Below are 16,565 nucleotides of genomic sequence, written 5' to 3'. Positions count from 1 at the left end.
CTCTCGACTGGCAGGCACCAGTCTGACGCACACCGCTGACAGAAGAGGCCCGCAGGAGTCAAGTCGCGTCGGGCCGGGTATGCCGTGCCCGGGCCGGGTTGTGCACAGCCCCCACTTCGAATCGATCGCGCCGGTCTATATCTGTAGTGGTAGTAGTAGGGCCTGTGGAAACCGTGGATAACTCCGTATCCGCAGGTCAGACCCGGTTTTTTGTCCACATGGCCTGTGGGTGGAGCAGTGGATGACCCGGGGGGTGCTGTGGATGACGAGCGGCTGTCCACACCCTGTCCCCAGGCTTCCCCAGGTTGCCCACAGCTTTGTCCCCAGAAAACGGGGAGTTGCCCACAGGGGTCCCGTCAGATTCGTGTGAGCTGTTTCACTCCTGCCGGTGAGAGACCCCTTCGCGTTGCCGAACAGTGGATGAAGCTGTGGACCGGCTGTGTACAACTGGGCTTCCCCTGTGGGCAACCTCCCGTGGGCAGTGGACAACCATTGCGCACGACCGGTCGTGCATCCACACTGTCCACAGCCTGTGGATCTCCGTCCTCCACAAATCCACAGGGTGGTGACCTGCGCAGATTCCCATGAAGCCGATGGCCTGTGGACAGGATTCTGGACAACTCCGGCCGTGCACAGGGTGTGGACACCGGAAATCCGCCGATTCTGTGGACAACTCCCCTGCCCGGCCCAGTAATCGAACAAAGCCCCTGAGCTGTCTCAGGGGCTTTTCGATTCGCGGGAAGCGGCCACGGAGCGCCCGCACGGCCCGTCGGGCGGCGGCCGGGGGTGGCGAGGGGTGCTCAGGAGGACCCAGGAGGACCCAGAAGGGCTCAGAAGGGCTCACGAGAGCCCAGAACGGTTCAGCGGCCCCGCGGGTCGGACTCGACGCCGTTCTTGATCCGGTTGGTGAGCTCGGTGACCTGGTTGTAGATGGAGCGCCGCTCGGCCATCAGGGCCCGGATCTTGCGGTCGGCGTGCATCACCGTGGTGTGGTCCCGGCCGCCGAACGCCTGGCCGATCTTGGGCAGCGACAGGTCGGTCAGCTCACGGCACAGATACATGGCGATCTGCCGGGCGGTGACCAGGATGCGGCTGCGCGAGGAGCCCTCCAGATCCTCCACGGAGAGCCCGAAGTAGTCGGCCACGGCCGCGGTGATGTCCTCCGCGGTGATCTCCGGGGTGGCGTGCTCGCCGCCCGGGATCAGGTCCTTGAGGACGATCTCGGTCAGCGCCAGGTCGACCGGCTGTCGGTTGAGGCTGGCGAAGGCGGTCACCCGGATCAGCGCCCCCTCCAGCTCACGGATGTTGCGGGAGATCCGGGAGGCGATGAACTCCAGCACCTCGGGCGGCGCGTTGAGCTGCTCCTGCACCGCCTTCTTGCGCAGAATCGCGATCCGGGTCTCCAGCTCCGGCGGCTGGACATCGGTGATCAGACCCCACTCGAAGCGGTTGCGCAGCCGGTCCTCCAGGGTGATCAGCTGCTTGGGCGGCCGGTCCGAGGAGAGCACGATCTGCTTGTTGGCGTTGTGCAGGGTGTTGAAGGTGTGAAAGAACTCCTCCTGGGTGGACTCCTTGCTGGCCAGGAACTGGACGTCGTCCACCAGCAGGATGTCCATGTCCCGGTAGCGCTTGCGGAAGGCGTCCGCCTTGCCGTCCCGGATGGAGTTGATGAACTCGTTGGTGAACTCCTCCGAGCTCACATAGCGCACCCGGGTGCCGGGATAGAGGCTGCGGGCGTAGTGCCCAATGGCATGCAGCAGATGCGTCTTGCCCAGGCCGGACTCGCCGTAGATGAACAGCGGGTTGTACGCCTTGGCCGGGGCCTCGGCCACCGCCACCGCGGCGGCGTGCGCAAAGCGGTTGGAGGCGCCGATGACAAAGGTGTCGAAGAGGTACTTGGGATTGAGCCGCGGCTCGCCCGGCGCCGCCGCGGGCGTCTGGCGCTCGGACCGCCGGTCGGGCGGGCCGCCGGCCGCCGGCCGCTGTTCGTACTGGTCGAAGGGCTGGGGCTGCTCGAACTGCTGCTGCTCGTAGCCGTGCCGTTCATAGGACTGGTAGGGGTCGTAGCCCTCCCGCCAGGCGGGCCGGGGGGGAGGCTGCGGCTCGCGCGGGGCGGGCAGCGGCCGGCGCTCGCTCTCCACGGGCGGCGCGGGGGCGGTGTCGTACCCCGCCGGGGTCTCCGCGGGCGGGGGCGGCGGGGGCGGGGCGGTGACGGTGATGGCCAGCCGCACCGGCTGGCCGCACTCCCGGCTGAGCGCCTCGCCCAGCAGCGGGGCCAGCCGCCCCTCCAGCACGCTCTTGGCGTACTCGTTGGACACCCCGAGCAGGGCGGTGCCGGAGACCAGGGCGAGCGGCTGGCAGTCTTCCAGCCAGCGGTGATCCTTGCGCTCCAGCCCCTTGCCCTCGGCCAGCATCCAGGTGAGCGCGCGGGGCCACACTGCGGCAAGATCGGCAGGTAGGTCAGCCACGGGCACGCTCTCTCATTTCCGCGGGAACTCGGGGGACGGGCGCCGGGCGGTGACTCGGCCGCGAGTTCAGCAACGGTAGTCAGCCCGGCGCAGGCACATCAAGTCATTGTCCACAGCCTGTGTACAAACCCGAAAGACGGCTCAGGGACCGGCGGCGGTTTGACCGAAAGGACCCGGCGCGCGTACCGTTGCACGGTCGAGATGCCGACGGCTGATGCCGCCTGCCTTCGATGGGCAGACCCCCGGAGCGGGACACCCCTCCGCGGTGTGGCGGGCTCCTCGTGGGCGCACGGTGCCGGCCGGTCGGCAGGGATCACGACACCCTTCCGCATCATTTCCGAACCACCCGCATCACCCACGACGACCAATCTGGAGCCCGCAGTGAGCAAGCGCACCTTCCAGCCGAACAACCGGCGTCGCGCGAAGACCCACGGCTTCCGCCTGCGCATGCGGACCCGTGCCGGCCGCGCGATCATCGCCAACCGCCGTGGCAAGGGCCGCGCCCGACTGTCGGCCTGAGCTGCCTGATCCCCGGTCCATGCGGTGCTGCCCCCCGAGAACCGACTGAGGCGGCGCGAGGACTTCGCGGCCACGGTACGCAGGGGGCGCCGGGCAGGGCGGCGGAATCTCGTCGTCCATCTGATCAGAGGTACGGACCCGCACGCCGGGGAGGAGACCACTCCTCCACCGCGTGCGGGTTTCGTCGTGAGCAAGGCCGTGGGCAACGCGGTGGTCCGTCATCGTGTGCAACGGCGGCTGCGTCATCTGATACGGGACCGTCTGCACCGGCTGCCCGCAGGTAGCCTGGTCGTAGTCCGGGCGCTGCCCGGGTCCGGCACCGCCGACTATGCGCACCTGGGCCGGGACCTCGACGCCGCGCTGGAGCGGCTGCTGGGAGGGGTACGGACATGAAGTACCCACTGCTGCTGCTGATCAAGCTGTACCAGTGGACCATCAGTCCGCTGCTCGGGCCGGTGTGTCGTTACTACCCGTCATGCTCCCACTACGGGTACACGGCGATCCACCGGCATGGCGCGATCAAGGGGACGGCGCTGACCGCCTGGCGGATCCTGCGCTGCAATCCCTGGTCGCGGGGCGGTGTCGATCATGTGCCGGCCCGGAAGCATCCGGTCTGGCATCAGCGCATCCGTGCCCGCCTGGGGTCCCCCCGAACCGAGTCCGCGGGCGGGGCCACCCGGACTCATACAACTGCCCAAGGAGCCTGACCCGTGGACACGATCAATACGATCCTGAGTCCCCTCTATATCGCTGTCTCGTGGATCATCGTCCAGTTCCACAGCCTCTACAGTCTGGTCTTCCCCGAGGACAGCGGATGGGCATGGGGCCTGTCGATCGTCTCGCTGGTGATCGTGGTCCGGATCCTGCTGATCCCGCTCTTCTTCAAGCAGATCAAGGCGACCCGCGCCATGCAGGCGCTGCAGCCGCAGCTCAAGAAGATCCAGGAGCGGTACAAGAACGACCGGCAGCGGCAGTCCGAGGAGATGATGAAGCTCTACCGGGAAGCCGGTACGAGCCCCTTCTCGAGCTGTCTGCCGATTCTGGCCCAGTCGCCGTTCTTCATCGCGCTGTTCCAGGTGCTCAACCACATCGCCCAGAACAAGACGGTGGGCGTGCTCACCGACGCCGAGCAGGTGGAGCAGGCCCGGGAGGCCACCGTCTTCGGTGCCCCGATCGCCGCCAAGTTCATGGACTCGGCGGACAAGCTGGGCGAGCTGGGGGCCTCGCTGGTCGATGTGCGCGTCGTCACGGTCATCATGATCGTGCTGATGTCGCTGTCCCAGTTCTTCACGCAGCGCCAGCTCATGACGAAGAACGTGGACCTCACGGTCAAGACGCCGTTCATGAACCAGCAGAAGATGCTGATGTACATCTTCCCGATCATGTTCGCCGTCTTCGGTATCAACTTCCCGGTCGGCGTGCTGATCTACTGGCTGACCACCAACGTGTGGACCCTGGGCCAGCAGATGTACGTGATCGTCCGCAACCCCACCCCGGGCAGCATCGCCTACCAGCAGCGGCAGGAGCGCCTGCGGCGCAAGGGCAAGCTGAAGGAGGACCCGGCCGAGGCCCAGGCGCGGGAGGCCACCGAGCGGGCGCGGGTGACCCGGCAGCAGCCCAAGCGGCAGACCAAGGCCAAGCGTCAGTCGGGCGGGGCGCAGCAGCGGCCCCAGGCCGCCAAGGCGGGGCCCGACCGGCCGGGCGCGCCGCAGCAGGAGAAGACGCCGGACCCGGCGGCCAAGGAGCAGGCGCCGCGGTCCGCGGGCGGCGGCTCCGGTGGCGGCCGTGGTACCGGACAGAGCCGGAACGGCGCGGCCAAGCGCTCGCAGCCCGGCAAGCGCAAGCCGTCGTCAGCCAAGACCAAGAAGTGAGAAGGAGCCTCGACGTGGCGGACACCACCTCGACCGCCGGGAGTACCGACGCCCTGTCCCGCCTGGAGCAGGAGGGGGAGATCGCGGCCGACTACCTTGAGGGGCTGCTCGATATCGCCGATCTGGACGGCGACATCGACATGGATGTCGAAGGCGACCGGGCATCGGTGTCCGTGATCACCGAGGGGCCGGCCCGGGACCTTCAGCGCCTGGTGGGGCGGGACGGCGAGGTACTGGAGGCGCTGCAGGAGCTCACCCGGCTGGCCGTGCTGCGGGAGACCGGGGAGCGCAGCCGGCTGATGCTCGACATCGCGGGGCACCGTGCCAAGAAGCGGGAGAAGCTGACCACGCTGGCCCGGGAGACCGTGGAGCAGGTGAAGGAGTCCGGGGAGCCGGTCAAGCTTCAGCCGATGTCCCCGTTCGAACGCAAGGTCATCCACGACGCGGTGAAGGTCGCCGGGCTCCGCAGCGAGTCCGAGGGTGAGGAGCCGCAGCGGCGCGTGGTCGTTCTGCCGTGACCGGAGCCGGACCGGGGCCGTCGGCACACGGCTCCACCGAGCTGCCCCCTCCGCCCGAGGCGGCCGAGCGGGTCTTCGGCGACCGGCTCGCGGATGCGGTGCGCTATGCCGAGCTGCTTGCCGATGTCGGGGTGACCCGCGGTCTGATCGGCCCTCGGGAGGTCGGCCGGCTCTGGGAGCGGCATCTGCTGAACTGCGCGGTGCTTGCCGAGGCGGTTCCGGAGGGTGTCTCGGTATGCGATGTCGGCTCGGGGGCCGGCCTCCCCGGCATTCCGCTGGCGCTTGTCCGGCCGGACCTGGAGATCGCCTTGCTGGAGCCGCTGCTGCGCCGCACCATGTTTCTGGAGCAGGTGGTCGAGCTGCTGGGGCTGGACCACGTCCGGGTCGTCCGGGGGCGGGCGGAGGAGGTGCTCGGCACCTTCAAGCCTGTTCATGTGGTGACGGCGCGGGCCGTGGCCCCGCTGGACCGGCTGGCCGGCTGGGGTGTTCCGCTGCTGCGGCCCTTCGGTGAAATGCTGGCGCTCAAGGGTGACACCGCCGCGGAGGAGCTGAAGTCATGCCGGGCTGCGCTGGGCAAGCTCGGAGTGGTGTCCGCCTCGGTGATCCATGTCGGCACGGGCGTGGTGGATCCACCCTCCACCGTGGTGCGTGTGGAGGTGGGTGAGAGCCCCGGCGGTGTGCGCTTCGCCGCCAAGCGGGCCAAGGCGGCGCGCGCAGGCCGTCAGCGGCGCCGTCGTCCCTAGATGTCACTGGGATATCGCTAGTCCATACCGGCGTCCGCTTCGGCGGTGGCGGTGTGTCGGGCCGGGCCCTGCGGGGACCGGCCCGCATCGTGTTTCACGTGAAACTTCCGATCACGCGGGGCCATCTCCGGGGCATTATCGGCCGTGGCCGGGCGGCATCCACCCGGGAACGGCGCAAAACCACGGATCCATCCGCCGCTTTGTCCACAGGGCAGTCGGCTTCGCTGGTTCAGCGGCCCTTCCGCATGGCAGGCTTTGAACCTACGAAGGCCGTGCATGTCGAGGAGAGTGAACCATTGCGGTCTGACGCCAATACCGCGGGGCCGACGGCCGAGCCGGTCCCCGCTCCCCGGGCAGAGTCAGCGGATGCCCCCGGCGGCGCGGTCGATATCGCGCAGAGTGCGCCTCCTCCCACCGGTGTGGGTGGTGGGCGCGCAGCGCAGCAGACAGTGGAGATGATGCATCGCACCCAGGGCGCCCTGCCGCGGCCCGAGCAGACCCGGATCATGATCGTCGCCAACCAGAAGGGCGGCGTCGGCAAGACCACCACCACTGTCAATCTCGCGGCATCACTCGCCCTGCACGGCAACCGGGTGCTGGTCATCGACCTGGACCCGCAGGGCAATGCGTCGACCGCACTGGGCATTGACCACCATGCCGATGTTCCCTCGATCTACGACGTGCTGCTGGAGAGCAAGCAGCTCTCCGAGGTGGTCCAGCCGGTGGTGGATGTGGAAGGGCTGTTCTGTGCCCCGGCCACCATCGACCTGGCGGGTGCGGAGATCGAGCTGGTGCCCATGGTGGCCCGGGAAAGCCGGCTGCATCGCGCCATCGAAGCCTATGAGCAGCCCCTGGACTACATCCTGATCGACTGCCCGCCCTCGCTCGGCCTGCTGACCGTGAATGCGATGGTGGCCGGTGCCGAGGTGGTCATCCCGATCCAGTGCGAGTACTACGCGCTGGAGGGCCTGGGCCAGTTGTTGCGCAACGTCGATCTGGTGCGTGGCCATCTCAATCCCAGGCTGCATGTCTCGACGATTCTGCTCACCATGTACGACGGCCGTACCCGGCTGGCCTCCCAGGTGGCCGAGGAGGTGCGGACCCACTTCGGGCAGGAGGTACTGCGCACCAACATTCCCCGTTCGGTCCGGATCTCCGAGGCCCCCAGCTATGGGCAGACGGTCCTGACCTACGACCCGAACTCCAGCGGTGCCCTCTCCTATCTGGAGGCGGCCCGGGAGATCGCGCTGCGCGGACAGAGCGCGCAGCAGTCCATCCAGCACGGCACGGTGGAGGGGCCGCAGTGAGTGAACGACGCAGAGGGCTCGGCCGCGGGCTGGGAGCACTGATCCCGCAGGCACCATCGGCCGGTGACGGTGAGGCGACGGACGAGGGCGCCGCACCGTCGTCCGGAGCGATGCCCGGGGCACTGACCGGGATGGCCATGGGCCGTGGTGTCTCTTCCGCAGTGACCGGCGGTGGCACGGGGCCGGTGGCTGCGGATGGCCAGACCCCTGCGGCGGCGGTGCAGGACATGGAGCCGGTGAATGGGGTTGCGGGTGCCCGTTTCGCCGAGCTGGACGTGGACTCCATCACCCCGAATCCCCGGCAGCCGCGGGACAACTTCGATGAGGACGCCATGGCAGAGCTGGTCGCCTCCATCAAGGAGGTCGGCCTGCTGCAGCCCGTGGTGGTACGTCCGACGGAGCGCCCGGCAGATGGTGACGGAGCCGGCCCCGGCTATGAGCTGATCATGGGCGAGCGTCGCTGGCGGGCTTGCCGGGAGGCCGGCCTTGAGGTCATCCCCGCAATCGTCCGCCAGACCGAGGACGAGCGACTGCTGCTGGATGCCCTGCTGGAGAACCTGCACCGGGCACAGCTCAATCCGCTGGAGGAGGCCGCTGCCTACGACCAGCTTCTGCGGGACTTCAACTGCACCCATGACGAGCTCGCCGACCGTATTGGCCGTTCCCGGCCGCAGGTGACCAACACCATCCGGCTGCTGCGGCTCTCTCCGGAGGTTCAGCGCAGGGTGGCCGCCGGGGTGCTGTCGGCCGGGCATGCCAGGGCACTGCTGGCGCTGGACAACGCGGAGGAACAGGATCGGCTTGCCCAGCGGATCGTGGCCGAGGGCCTGTCCGTGCGTGCGGTGGAGGAGATCGTCACGCTGCAGACCAAGGGCTCGGCGCCGGCCTCCCGCCGTCGGGCGCCGCGGGCCGGCAAGCGGGTGTCGCCCGCGCTGGACCGGCTGGCCGATCGGCTCTCCGACCGCTTCGAGACCCGGGTGAAGGTCGATCTGGGGCAGAAGAAGGGGAAGATCGTCGTGGAGTTCGCCTCCATTGAAGATCTCCAGCGCATCCTGGGCCAGCTTGCTCCGGACGAGGGGCGGGTACTGGACCAGGCCGATGAAGCGGACGAGGCCGACGCCTGAGGCGTCGACGACACCGGGACAGCGCAAGCATCGGAAGTTCGCCCCATGGATACGATGGAGCCATGGGGCGTCAGCTTGTGCCGCTCACGCTGGACAACCTTGCCGACTTGCCCGACCGCTGCCGCGCCTGCGTGTTCTGGGAACTTGATCCGGTGAGTGCGGCCTCGGCCGAGCGGGCCGGTCATACCGCGCTGGAGAAGGAAGCGTGGATCTCGGCCGTGCTGTTGGAGTGGGGAAGCTGTGGCCGGGTCGTCTATGTGGACCGGGCACCGGTGGGCTATGTGCTCTATGCGCCGCCCGCCTATGTTCCCCGCTCGTCCACCTTTCCCACCAGCCCGGTGTCGGCCGACGCCGTGCAGCTCATGACCGCCTGGATCGTCCCGGCTCACCAGAATCAGGGGATCGGACGGGCGCTGGTGCAGGGGGTCGCCAAGGATCTGCTGAGCCGGGGATTCCGGGCCATCGAGGCATTCGGCGATGCCCGCTGGAAGGAGCCCGCCTGCCTGCTTCCAGCGGAATATCTTGAGGCGGCCGGCTTTGTGGTGGTGCGGCCCCACCCCACCTATCCGCGGATGCGGCTGTCCCTCAAGAGCGCGCTCTCCTGGCGGGCGGATGTGGAGCTGGCGCTGGACCGGCTGCTGGGCGCGACCCAGCCGATCACCGTACTGCGGCCTTCCTGAGCAAGCGGAAGGGCCGCGTGTTTCACGTGAAACACGCGGCCCTTCCGCTTGCCGGGCCCGTTCAGGACTCCTTGGCGACGGTTCCCCCGGCGCTCAGAAAGTCGGCGAGGTCGCGCTCCAGCGCCGCCTTGGGCTTGGCGCCGACGATGGTCTTCACCACCTGACCGCCCTGGTAGACGTTCATGGTCGGAATCGACATGACGCCGTACTTGGCGGTGACCGTCGGGTTCTGGTCGATGTTGAGCTTGGCGATCACGATCTCATCGTGCTCGGCTGCGATGGCCTCAAGCGACGGGGCGATCATGCGGCAGGGACCGCACCACTCGGCCCAGAAGTCGACCAGCACGGGCTTGTCGCTCTTGAGTACCTTCTCCTCGAAGTCCGCGTCGGTGACCTTGATTGTGGCACCGGCCATGGCAGTTCTCCTTTGCTCAACGGTTGTACCGGGTAATCAGGCGGTCTGCTGGACCACGGCCGCTTCCACCAGGGGCGCCTGGTCGGCCAGCGCCGCCAGATAGCGCTCGGCGTCGAGTGCGGCAGCGCAGCCGGTACCGGCAGCCGTGATCGCCTGGCGGTAGGTGTGGTCCACCACGTCCCCGGCTGCGAAGACGCCGGGAAGGTTGGTGCGGGTGGAGGGGGCGTCGACCTGGAGGTAGCCCTCCTGGTCGAGATCGAGCTGGTCCTTGACCAGCTCGACCCGCGGGTCGTGCCCGATGGCGACGAACAGGCCGGTGGCGGCAATGCTGGAGGTCTCACCGGTCACGGTGTCGCGCAGGGTCAGACCCGACAGCTTCCCCTCCGCCTCGTGGATCGCCGCCACCTCGCTGTTCCAGCGGAACGAGATCTTGGGGTCGGCGAAGGCACGCTCCTGCATCGCCTTGGAGGCGCGCAGCGCATCGCGGCGGTGCACCACCGTCACCGTGCGGGCGAACCGGGAGAGGAAGGTGGCCTCCTCCATCGCGGTGTCACCTCCACCCACGACCACGATGTCGTGCTCGCGGAAGAAGAATCCGTCACAGGTGGCGCAGTAGGAGACGCCCCGGCCGGAAAGCTCGTCCTCCCCCGGCAGGCCCAGCTTGCGGTGCTGGGAGCCGGTGGCCACGATGACCGCCTTGGCGCGGTGGACGGTGCCGGCCGAGTCGGTGACCGTCTTGACGTCGCCGGTGAGGTCCACGGCGGTGACATCGTCGGCGACCAGCTCGGCGCCGAAGCGCTCCGCCTGTGCGCGCATGTTGTCCATCAGGTCCGGCCCCATGATGCCCTCACGAAAGCCAGGGAAGTTCTCGACCTCGGTGGTGTTCATCAGGGCGCCGCCCGCGGTGACCGCGCCTTCGAAGACCAGAGGCTTCAGCGAAGCCCGTGCGGTATAGAGAGCGGCGGTGTATCCGGCGGGCCCGGAGCCAATGATGATCACGTTGCGGACGTCGCTCACGGCATGTCTTCCTTGTCTCGGGACGTGTCTCGGAGGGGCTCTGAGGGCCTGCCGGGACCCCGGGCGGGATCCTCAGTCCAGTAACGGATACTAAGGCCCCGGGCATTCCCGGGGCGGGTGGTTGAAGCCAGGAGCGGGTGAAATCTTGCCCTTCTCAGGGCCGTGCCACGGTCTGCTGATGCAGGAGTTCACCCGTCTGCGGGGAGGAACCCGAGCTGCACTCGGCGGTGACCACATAGGCGTCTACCAGGTCCTGGTCGCCCGAATGCCCAAGCACCACGAGATAGGCCCGCATCCCCTCGAAGGAGAAGTACGGGTCCACGGCGAGTGGCGTCTCGGAGGAGCGTCCGGTGGCGGAGAGCACGCAGCGAGGAGCCGTGTGCAAGGGCTCCTCTGCTCCAGCCTCCCCCTCTTCCTCCTCCATCGGCCGGGTCTCCTGGATGCCGCCGCCCCCGTCGGTGCCCTCGGCCTGCTCTTCACCATCGCTGGAAGAGGCCTCCGACGGTGTGGTGTCGCGGCGAGAGAGGCTAGAGAGGAGGGATTGGACACGGAATGCCACATCGTCGCCTGTGCCCGCCTCGGCCGCGCTGTCCTCCTCGTATGCGGGGTCCGCGTCGTCCATCATCTGGGCGCCGGCCTCTGCGTCCGCCGCCCCGGAACCAGGCAGAGAGAAGGACTGGAGGAGCACACCACCCAGTCCGAGTACGGCAAGGACGGTGACGGCGGCCAGTGCCATCCAGGGCCAGGTACGCGGCTGCACCCATTCGGTTTCACGTGAAACAGCGGGACCGTCGGTTTCACGTGAAACCGCCTCCGCGGCAAGGGCTGCATCGATGCGTGCGGCGATGTCCTCCGGCATCGGGCCCGGATCTTCCAGCCCGGCCAGTTCCCGACGGAGGGCCTCCAGATCGGCCGCAATGGCGGAACACTCCTCGCACTCCGCGAGATGGCGGCGGAGTGCCGAGGACTCACTCTCGGAGAGCAGATCCTCGCCGAGGGCGGAGAGCTCCGCGGGGTCCGGATGGATCTCCCTCACGCGTGCTCACCTCCGCCCTTGATGGCTCCGGCGCTCTCCGATCCGCCCGGCGTTTCCGGGGGTCTCGACGATGGGACGGACGAGCGGCTTGTCCGGTTCCGTGCCGGCTCGGCCGCGGTTTCGTGCTCCGCGGAACGCAGATGGCGGAGCAGGGGCAGCAGCCGGGCCCGGCCCCGGGCACAGCGGCTCTTCACCGTGCCCACGGGCACATCGAGGATGCGGGCGGCTTCGGTCACCGGATAGCCCTGCATGTCCACCAGCACCAGGGCCGCCCGTTGGTCGGCCGGCAGCCCGTCCAGCGCCTTGCGCAGCTCCCGGCGGAGGTCTTGGCGCTCCACCGGGAGCTCGGCCGACTCCTGCGGCTCCAGCAGTGCCTCCAGGCGTTCGGGCTCCGGCATCGGCGAGGTGCGGCGGCTCTTGCGCTGACGTACCCGGTCCAGGCAGGCGTTGACGGTGATCCGGTGCAGCCAGGTGGTGACCGCTGCCTGGCCCCGGAAGGTGTGCGCGGAGCGGTAGGCGGAGAGAAGTGCTTCCTGTACCGCGTCCGCGGCATCCTCCCGGTCTCCCAGCGTCTTCAGTGCCACCGCCCACAGCCGGTCGCGGTGTCTGCGGACCAAGAGGCCGAAGGCGTCAGGGTCTCCGGCGACATGCCGGGCGAGGAGATCCTCGTCCGGCTCTGTCTGCTCCCCCTCCACCTGATGCCTCTCCCTCAGCCGGTAACCGCGATGTCGGTGATGCGCCCACGGTAGTTCCCGTCCGCCCCCTGAGGGAGATCCGTGAGCCAGACCAGAAGATAACGAGTCTCTACTGGCTGGTCCGTCGTGAGGCTGAGCGAGCTGCCCGAGCCCTCGGCGATCGGGGCGAACTGGTCGAGCGAGGAGGGAAGAGTACTGTTTCCGCCGGCCTGGCCCGCACTGGCCGCGGGAACCATCAACTGGACATCATGAGCGCCGCCGACTGCTGACACCTCTACGGCGCTCACCGAGCGGCTTTCCCCGAGATCCAGCAGCAGGCCCACCCCCTCCTTGAGGTTGCCGAAGCCCGGGCCGAAGTAGTTCTTGGTCTGCCAGTAGGTCTCCGGATCGCCGTCCAGGACGTTGCCGACTGCGTCCGGGTCCTGGCCGTCGCCCCAGGGGTCGAAGTCGTGGACGGCGGCGATCTCGACCGGGTCCGGGGTGGGGGAGGGCTGCGGGGCGTTGTCGTCCGGCTCGGTGGTCTCCTGGGAGACGGGCGGCTCGTTGGCCGGCGGGTCCCCCTTCATCAGCGCATCGGCGATCTGCCAGCTGCTCAGCCCCAGCGCGGCGATCAACAGTGCGGAGACGCCCCACTTGAGAACCTTCCCGGTCTTGCCGGGAAGGGCCGGTGGCGCGGGCGTGGCGCCCGGCTGGGTGGCCGGGCCGGGCGGAAGGACGGCGCCGTTCGGAAACCCGGGGCGGTGGTAGCCGGCCGCCAGCAGGCCCGGGTCCGGCTCCGGCGGACGGATCCGGGGCATCTCACCGATGGCCCGCACCAGTTCCTCCGGGGTGGTGCACGCGGGCTTCTGGCTGGCCGCGGTGGCGCCGTCGTTGGCCACCGCTCGCATGGCCAGATCGGACAGACCCCGGTGGACACCGGCCCGGACCAGTTCCGGACTGGCGAGGGAATCCCGGGAGTTCCGGCTCAGTCCCGCGACACCGGCGAGCCCGTAGCCGCCCTCCGGATAGGGCCAGCGCTGGGTGAGCGAGGCGTAGAGCAGGGCTCCGATGGCCTCGGTGTCGGCACGCGGGGCGCAGTCGCTGGTGATGCCGCGCAGCGCGGCATCCACGGCCAGGCCCCGGATGCGGAACTGGCCGGCGCTGGTGCGCAGCACGCTGTTGGGATTCAGCCGCAGATGAGCGAGGTTCTTGCGGTGTGCCTCGGTCATTCCCTCGGCGAGCTGGGAGACCAAGGTGTAGGCCTCGTGCGCCTCCAGCGGGCCGGAGGCCAGCACGGTGCCCAGCGGAGTGGCGTCCGAAAGCCACTCGTGGATGACATAGACCAGTTCCCCGTCGTCGGCGGCGTCCAGCACCTGCACAAAGCGTGCGTCGCTCATCAGGGCCGCGGCGCGGGCCGCGTTGATGACCTCGTCGGCACGTCGGTGGTCGGCCGGCAGCACATGGACCCCGACAGCCCGGCGAAGCTTCTCGTCCACCGCGCGCCAACTGCTGAAGCCGTCCACCCGGGTGATGCACTCCTCCAGCCGGTAGCGGCGGGAGAGGCGGTGTCCGCTGTGCAGTTCGGGCGGCGGCCCGTCCCCGGGGTCCTGCGGGGTCTTCGGTGCGGGCTCCTCACTCTTCGGGGAGGCGGCCTTGCCGTTCCCGCCGTCTCCGGCGGGAGGCTGAGAGGGACTTGTCGCTGTTGAGCGATCCGCCACCGTTTTCTCCGCCTCCCCGTCAATGGCCCTGATGCCGGCCATGGTCCATGCCCTTGCCTGACGTCAATTGTGCCGCGACTTCCGTACCCCGCACGACATCTGAGAGCTGCCGTAGGTTGTACAGGAGTTGTACAGGACGCGGGTGTGCTGTGATGCGGGCCCGGTCAGCGTCCCAGACGGGCCCGCACCATGCCCACGAGCGTGGTGAGTTCGGTGATCCTCATCCGGCGGGCCGCCAGATAGAAGACCGCCGCCAGGACCAGTCCGCCGCCGATCAGGGCCAGCAGGGAGCCGGTGAATCCGCTGCCGAGTGCCTGAGTGATCCCGTAGCCCGCAGCGCCGCCGAGCACGGCGGCCGGAAGGCTGGCGCCGCTGAGCCGGATGTAGGTGCGGATGATGCGGTGGCCGTCCAGATCGGTGCCGAGCCTGCGGCGCAGCCGCCGCCAGGCGACCAGCACGCCCAGCGCATAGGCGATGCCATAGCCGAAGGCGATGCCGGCCACCACCCAGCGGTCGGGCAGGATCACGAAGGACAGGGCGGAGAGCACGATCCAGATCGCCGAGACGATGACCGTGTTGTAGAAGGGCGTCCGGGTGTCCTCGTAGGCGTGGAAGGCCCGCAGCACCACGTACTGTGCGGAGAAGGGGATCAGGCCCAGGCCGAAGGCCATCAGGATGTAGCCGAAGGACCGGGCGCCGCTCTCCCCCGCCGAGCCGAACAGCAGCGTGCACATCGGCACGCCGAGGGCGACGAAGGCGAAGGCCATCGGGACGATGGCCACGGCCGAGGTCCGCATTCCGTGCGAGAGGTCGTCCCGGACGGCGGCCGTGTCGCCGTCGGCGGCCGAGCGGGAGATCCGGGGGAGCAGCGCCGCCATCACCGAGACGGTGATGATGGCCTGCGGCATCTGCCAGATCAGCAGGGCGCTGCTGTAGGCGATGAAGCCGGTTCCGGGGTAGCCGGCCGCCTCGGCGTTCTCGCCCGCCCAGGTGGCGAACTGCGAGACCACCACCAGGCCGATCTGGTTGGCGAAGACGAAGAGCACGGTCCACTTGGCCAGCTTCATGGCCTTGCCCATGCCGGTGCCCGCCCAGTCGAAACGGGGGCGGAGCCGGAAGCCGTCGGCGCGCAGATAGGGCAGCATGGCCAGCGCCTGGACGGTCAGGCCCAGCAGGGTGCCGACGCCCAGCAGCCGGACTCCCTCGGCGGGGATGGTGTCCACACCGAGGGCGGAGGATTCCTGGGTGCCATAGACCCAGATGAAGGCCCCGAAGGTGAAGATGACCACCAGGTTGTTGAGGACCGGGGTCCACATCATGGGGCCGAAGCGGTCGCGGGCGTTGAGGATCTGGCCGAGCACCACATGGATGCCCATGAAGAGGATGGTGGGCAGGCAGTAGCGGGCGAAGGCGACCGCGACCTCGTTGGCGGCCGGCTCGTCGGCGATCTTCGCCGACATCATCCTGATCAGCAGGGGGGCAATCAGCACGGACACCACCACCAGCCCGGTGAGGATGACCGTGATCAGGGTGAGCAGCCGGTTGGCGTACGCCTCGCCGCCGTCCTTGTCGTTCTTCATCGCGCGCACAAGCTGCGGGACGAAGACGGAGTTGAGGCCGCCGCCGATGGTGAGGATGTAGATCATGGAGGGCAGTGCCCAGGCGATGGCATAGGTGTCGCCCAGGACGGCGGCGCCGAGCGCGGCCACGATGACCAACTGGCGGACAAAACCGGTGACCCGGGACACCAGGGTGCCGGCGGCCATTATGGCGCTGGACTTCAGCAGGCTGGGGCCGCGGCGGGACCGGGCCGGGGCCGTGGGCGGTGGAGCGCTGGGAGGGGCCGTGGGCGGAGCGGCCGGGGGCGCCGGCGCGGCATCGGCCCCCGTGGGCGGCTGCGCCGGAGGAGGCACCGGGTGCGCCGGGTGCGCACCGGGGTGCGGCGGGCGCCCGGGCGGGGGGGTGACCTGCTGGTCGCGGTAGAGGTGGGCGAAGACATCGCGGTCCGGGGCGGCGGGGGGCCGGCCGGGGGTGTTCCGCTCGGCGGCCCGGCCGACCAGATCGTCGACGCCGGTGAATTCGGTGGTTCCCGGGTGATCGCCGTGCGGCATCAGCCGGGCGGGACGGTCGGGTTCCGGTGCCGGGGCGGGATCCCAGCGCTGCGGGTCCGCTCCGTGGTGCGGAGGGTGCGGCTGCTGGTACAGGGCCCCGGGGTCGGGCAGGCTGCCGGGCGGCGGCGGGGGATGCGAGGCGCGGTCATAGGGGGCGTCCTGGAGTGGATCCTGGGCCAGCGGGTCGCGCCCGGCGTAGGGGTCGTGGGTATAGCTCTGCGCCAGATAGGGGTCGGCGGCGGGCGGGCCGTCCTGGCCCTGGAAGGGGGGCGGGCCGGGCATGCGCCCGTCGGGACCCGGCGGCCCGGCGGGCTCCCCGCCTCCGGCTCCCGGCCCCTGTTCACGGTCGTACGGCGCTCGCATC

At 69.3% G+C, this 16,565-nt stretch carries 15 protein-coding genes and 1 pseudogene; 9 read left to right on the top strand and 7 right to left on the bottom strand.

Translation table 11 applies throughout. The annotated features are described in order from the left end of the window. Positions 1-860: 860 nt before the first annotated feature. Complete coding sequence (gene dnaA / locus BM242_RS19860) at positions 861-2,414, bottom strand: chromosomal replication initiator protein DnaA (protein WP_425443889.1); 1,554 nt, start codon at positions 2,412-2,414, stop codon at positions 861-863. A gap of 435 nt (positions 2,415-2,849) precedes the next feature. Here dnaA and rpmH point away from each other — a divergent pair, with 435 nt between their 5' ends. The 9 genes from rpmH (at position 2,850) to BM242_RS19815 (ending at position 9,230) form a co-directional block, all read left to right on the top strand. Further along, entirely contained in the window at positions 2,850-2,987 is a 138-nt protein-coding gene (gene rpmH, locus BM242_RS19855; RefSeq protein WP_093840217.1) for a 50S ribosomal protein L34, read from the top strand. 24 nt (positions 2,988-3,011) lie between these two features. Beyond that, on the top strand, positions 3,012-3,380 hold the full coding sequence (rnpA, locus tag BM242_RS19850; RefSeq protein WP_093840216.1) for a ribonuclease P protein component: 369 nt from the start codon (positions 3,012-3,014) through the stop codon (positions 3,378-3,380). After that, positions 3,377-3,694, top strand: coding sequence for a membrane protein insertion efficiency factor YidD (yidD, locus tag BM242_RS19845; RefSeq protein WP_093840215.1), 318 nt, complete (start codon positions 3,377-3,379; stop codon positions 3,692-3,694). The genes rnpA and yidD overlap by 4 nt, the downstream gene beginning before the upstream one ends. 12 nt (positions 3,695-3,706) lie before the next feature. Continuing rightward, entirely contained in the window at positions 3,707-4,858 is a 1,152-nt protein-coding gene (gene yidC, locus BM242_RS19840; protein WP_093840289.1) for a membrane protein insertase YidC, read from the top strand. A 14-nt stretch (positions 4,859-4,872) separates the two neighbouring features. After that, positions 4,873-5,376 carry a Jag family protein gene (locus BM242_RS19835; RefSeq protein ID WP_093840214.1) on the top strand — a complete coding sequence of 168 codons (504 nt, stop codon included), beginning with the start codon at positions 4,873-4,875 and terminating at the stop codon, positions 5,374-5,376. Continuing rightward, complete coding sequence (gene rsmG / locus BM242_RS19830) at positions 5,373-6,119, top strand: 16S rRNA (guanine(527)-N(7))-methyltransferase RsmG (RefSeq protein ID WP_093840213.1); 747 nt, start codon at positions 5,373-5,375, stop codon at positions 6,117-6,119. Before BM242_RS19835 ends, rsmG begins: the two co-directional genes overlap by 4 nt. 245 nt (positions 6,120-6,364) lie before the next feature. Further along, entirely contained in the window at positions 6,365-7,426 is a 1,062-nt protein-coding gene (locus BM242_RS19825) for a ParA family protein (protein ID WP_093840212.1), read from the top strand. Continuing rightward, on the top strand, positions 7,423-8,550 hold the full coding sequence (locus BM242_RS19820; protein WP_093840211.1) for a ParB/RepB/Spo0J family partition protein: 1,128 nt from the start codon (positions 7,423-7,425) through the stop codon (positions 8,548-8,550). Before BM242_RS19825 ends, BM242_RS19820 begins: the two co-directional genes overlap by 4 nt. Before the next feature lie 62 nt (positions 8,551-8,612). Next, positions 8,613-9,230, top strand: a complete 618-nt coding sequence (locus BM242_RS19815; RefSeq protein WP_093840210.1) for a GNAT family N-acetyltransferase — start codon at positions 8,613-8,615, stop codon at positions 9,228-9,230. A gap of 61 nt (positions 9,231-9,291) precedes the next feature. Here the strand turns inward: BM242_RS19815 and trxA are convergent. The 6 genes and pseudogenes from trxA to murJ form a co-directional block, all read right to left on the bottom strand. Next, positions 9,292-9,651 (bottom strand): annotated as a pseudogene (gene trxA / locus BM242_RS19810) (thioredoxin); the annotation flags it as partial. A gap of 30 nt (positions 9,652-9,681) precedes the next feature. Then, entirely contained in the window at positions 9,682-10,662 is a 981-nt protein-coding gene (trxB, locus tag BM242_RS19805) for a thioredoxin-disulfide reductase (protein WP_093840208.1), read from the bottom strand. Positions 10,663-10,816: 154 nt separating this feature from the next. Next, complete coding sequence (locus BM242_RS19800) at positions 10,817-11,698, bottom strand: anti-sigma factor family protein (protein ID WP_093840207.1); 882 nt, start codon at positions 11,696-11,698, stop codon at positions 10,817-10,819. Next, a complete protein-coding gene (gene sigM / locus BM242_RS19795) occupies positions 11,695-12,393 on the bottom strand; it encodes an RNA polymerase sigma factor SigM (RefSeq protein ID WP_093840206.1) in 699 nt (232 codons plus the stop codon). Before sigM ends, BM242_RS19800 begins: the two co-directional genes overlap by 4 nt. Positions 12,394-12,407: 14 nt before the next feature. Next, positions 12,408-14,132, bottom strand: coding sequence for a protein kinase family protein (locus BM242_RS19790; protein ID WP_425443885.1), 1,725 nt, complete (start codon positions 14,130-14,132; stop codon positions 12,408-12,410). Between the two features lie 122 nt (positions 14,133-14,254). Next, on the bottom strand, positions 14,255-16,564 hold the full coding sequence (gene murJ, locus BM242_RS19785) for a murein biosynthesis integral membrane protein MurJ (RefSeq protein WP_093840204.1): 2,310 nt from the start codon (positions 16,562-16,564) through the stop codon (positions 14,255-14,257). Between the last annotated feature and the right edge of the window lies 1 nt (position 16,565).

This window comes from Streptomyces aidingensis, from assembly GCF_900112355.1.
In the GTDB taxonomy this organism is placed as follows: domain Bacteria; phylum Actinomycetota; class Actinomycetes; order Streptomycetales; family Streptomycetaceae; genus Streptomyces; species Streptomyces aidingensis.
The sequence above is the reverse complement of the archived record's forward strand: the minus strand, read 5'-3'. Positions and strand labels throughout refer to the sequence as shown.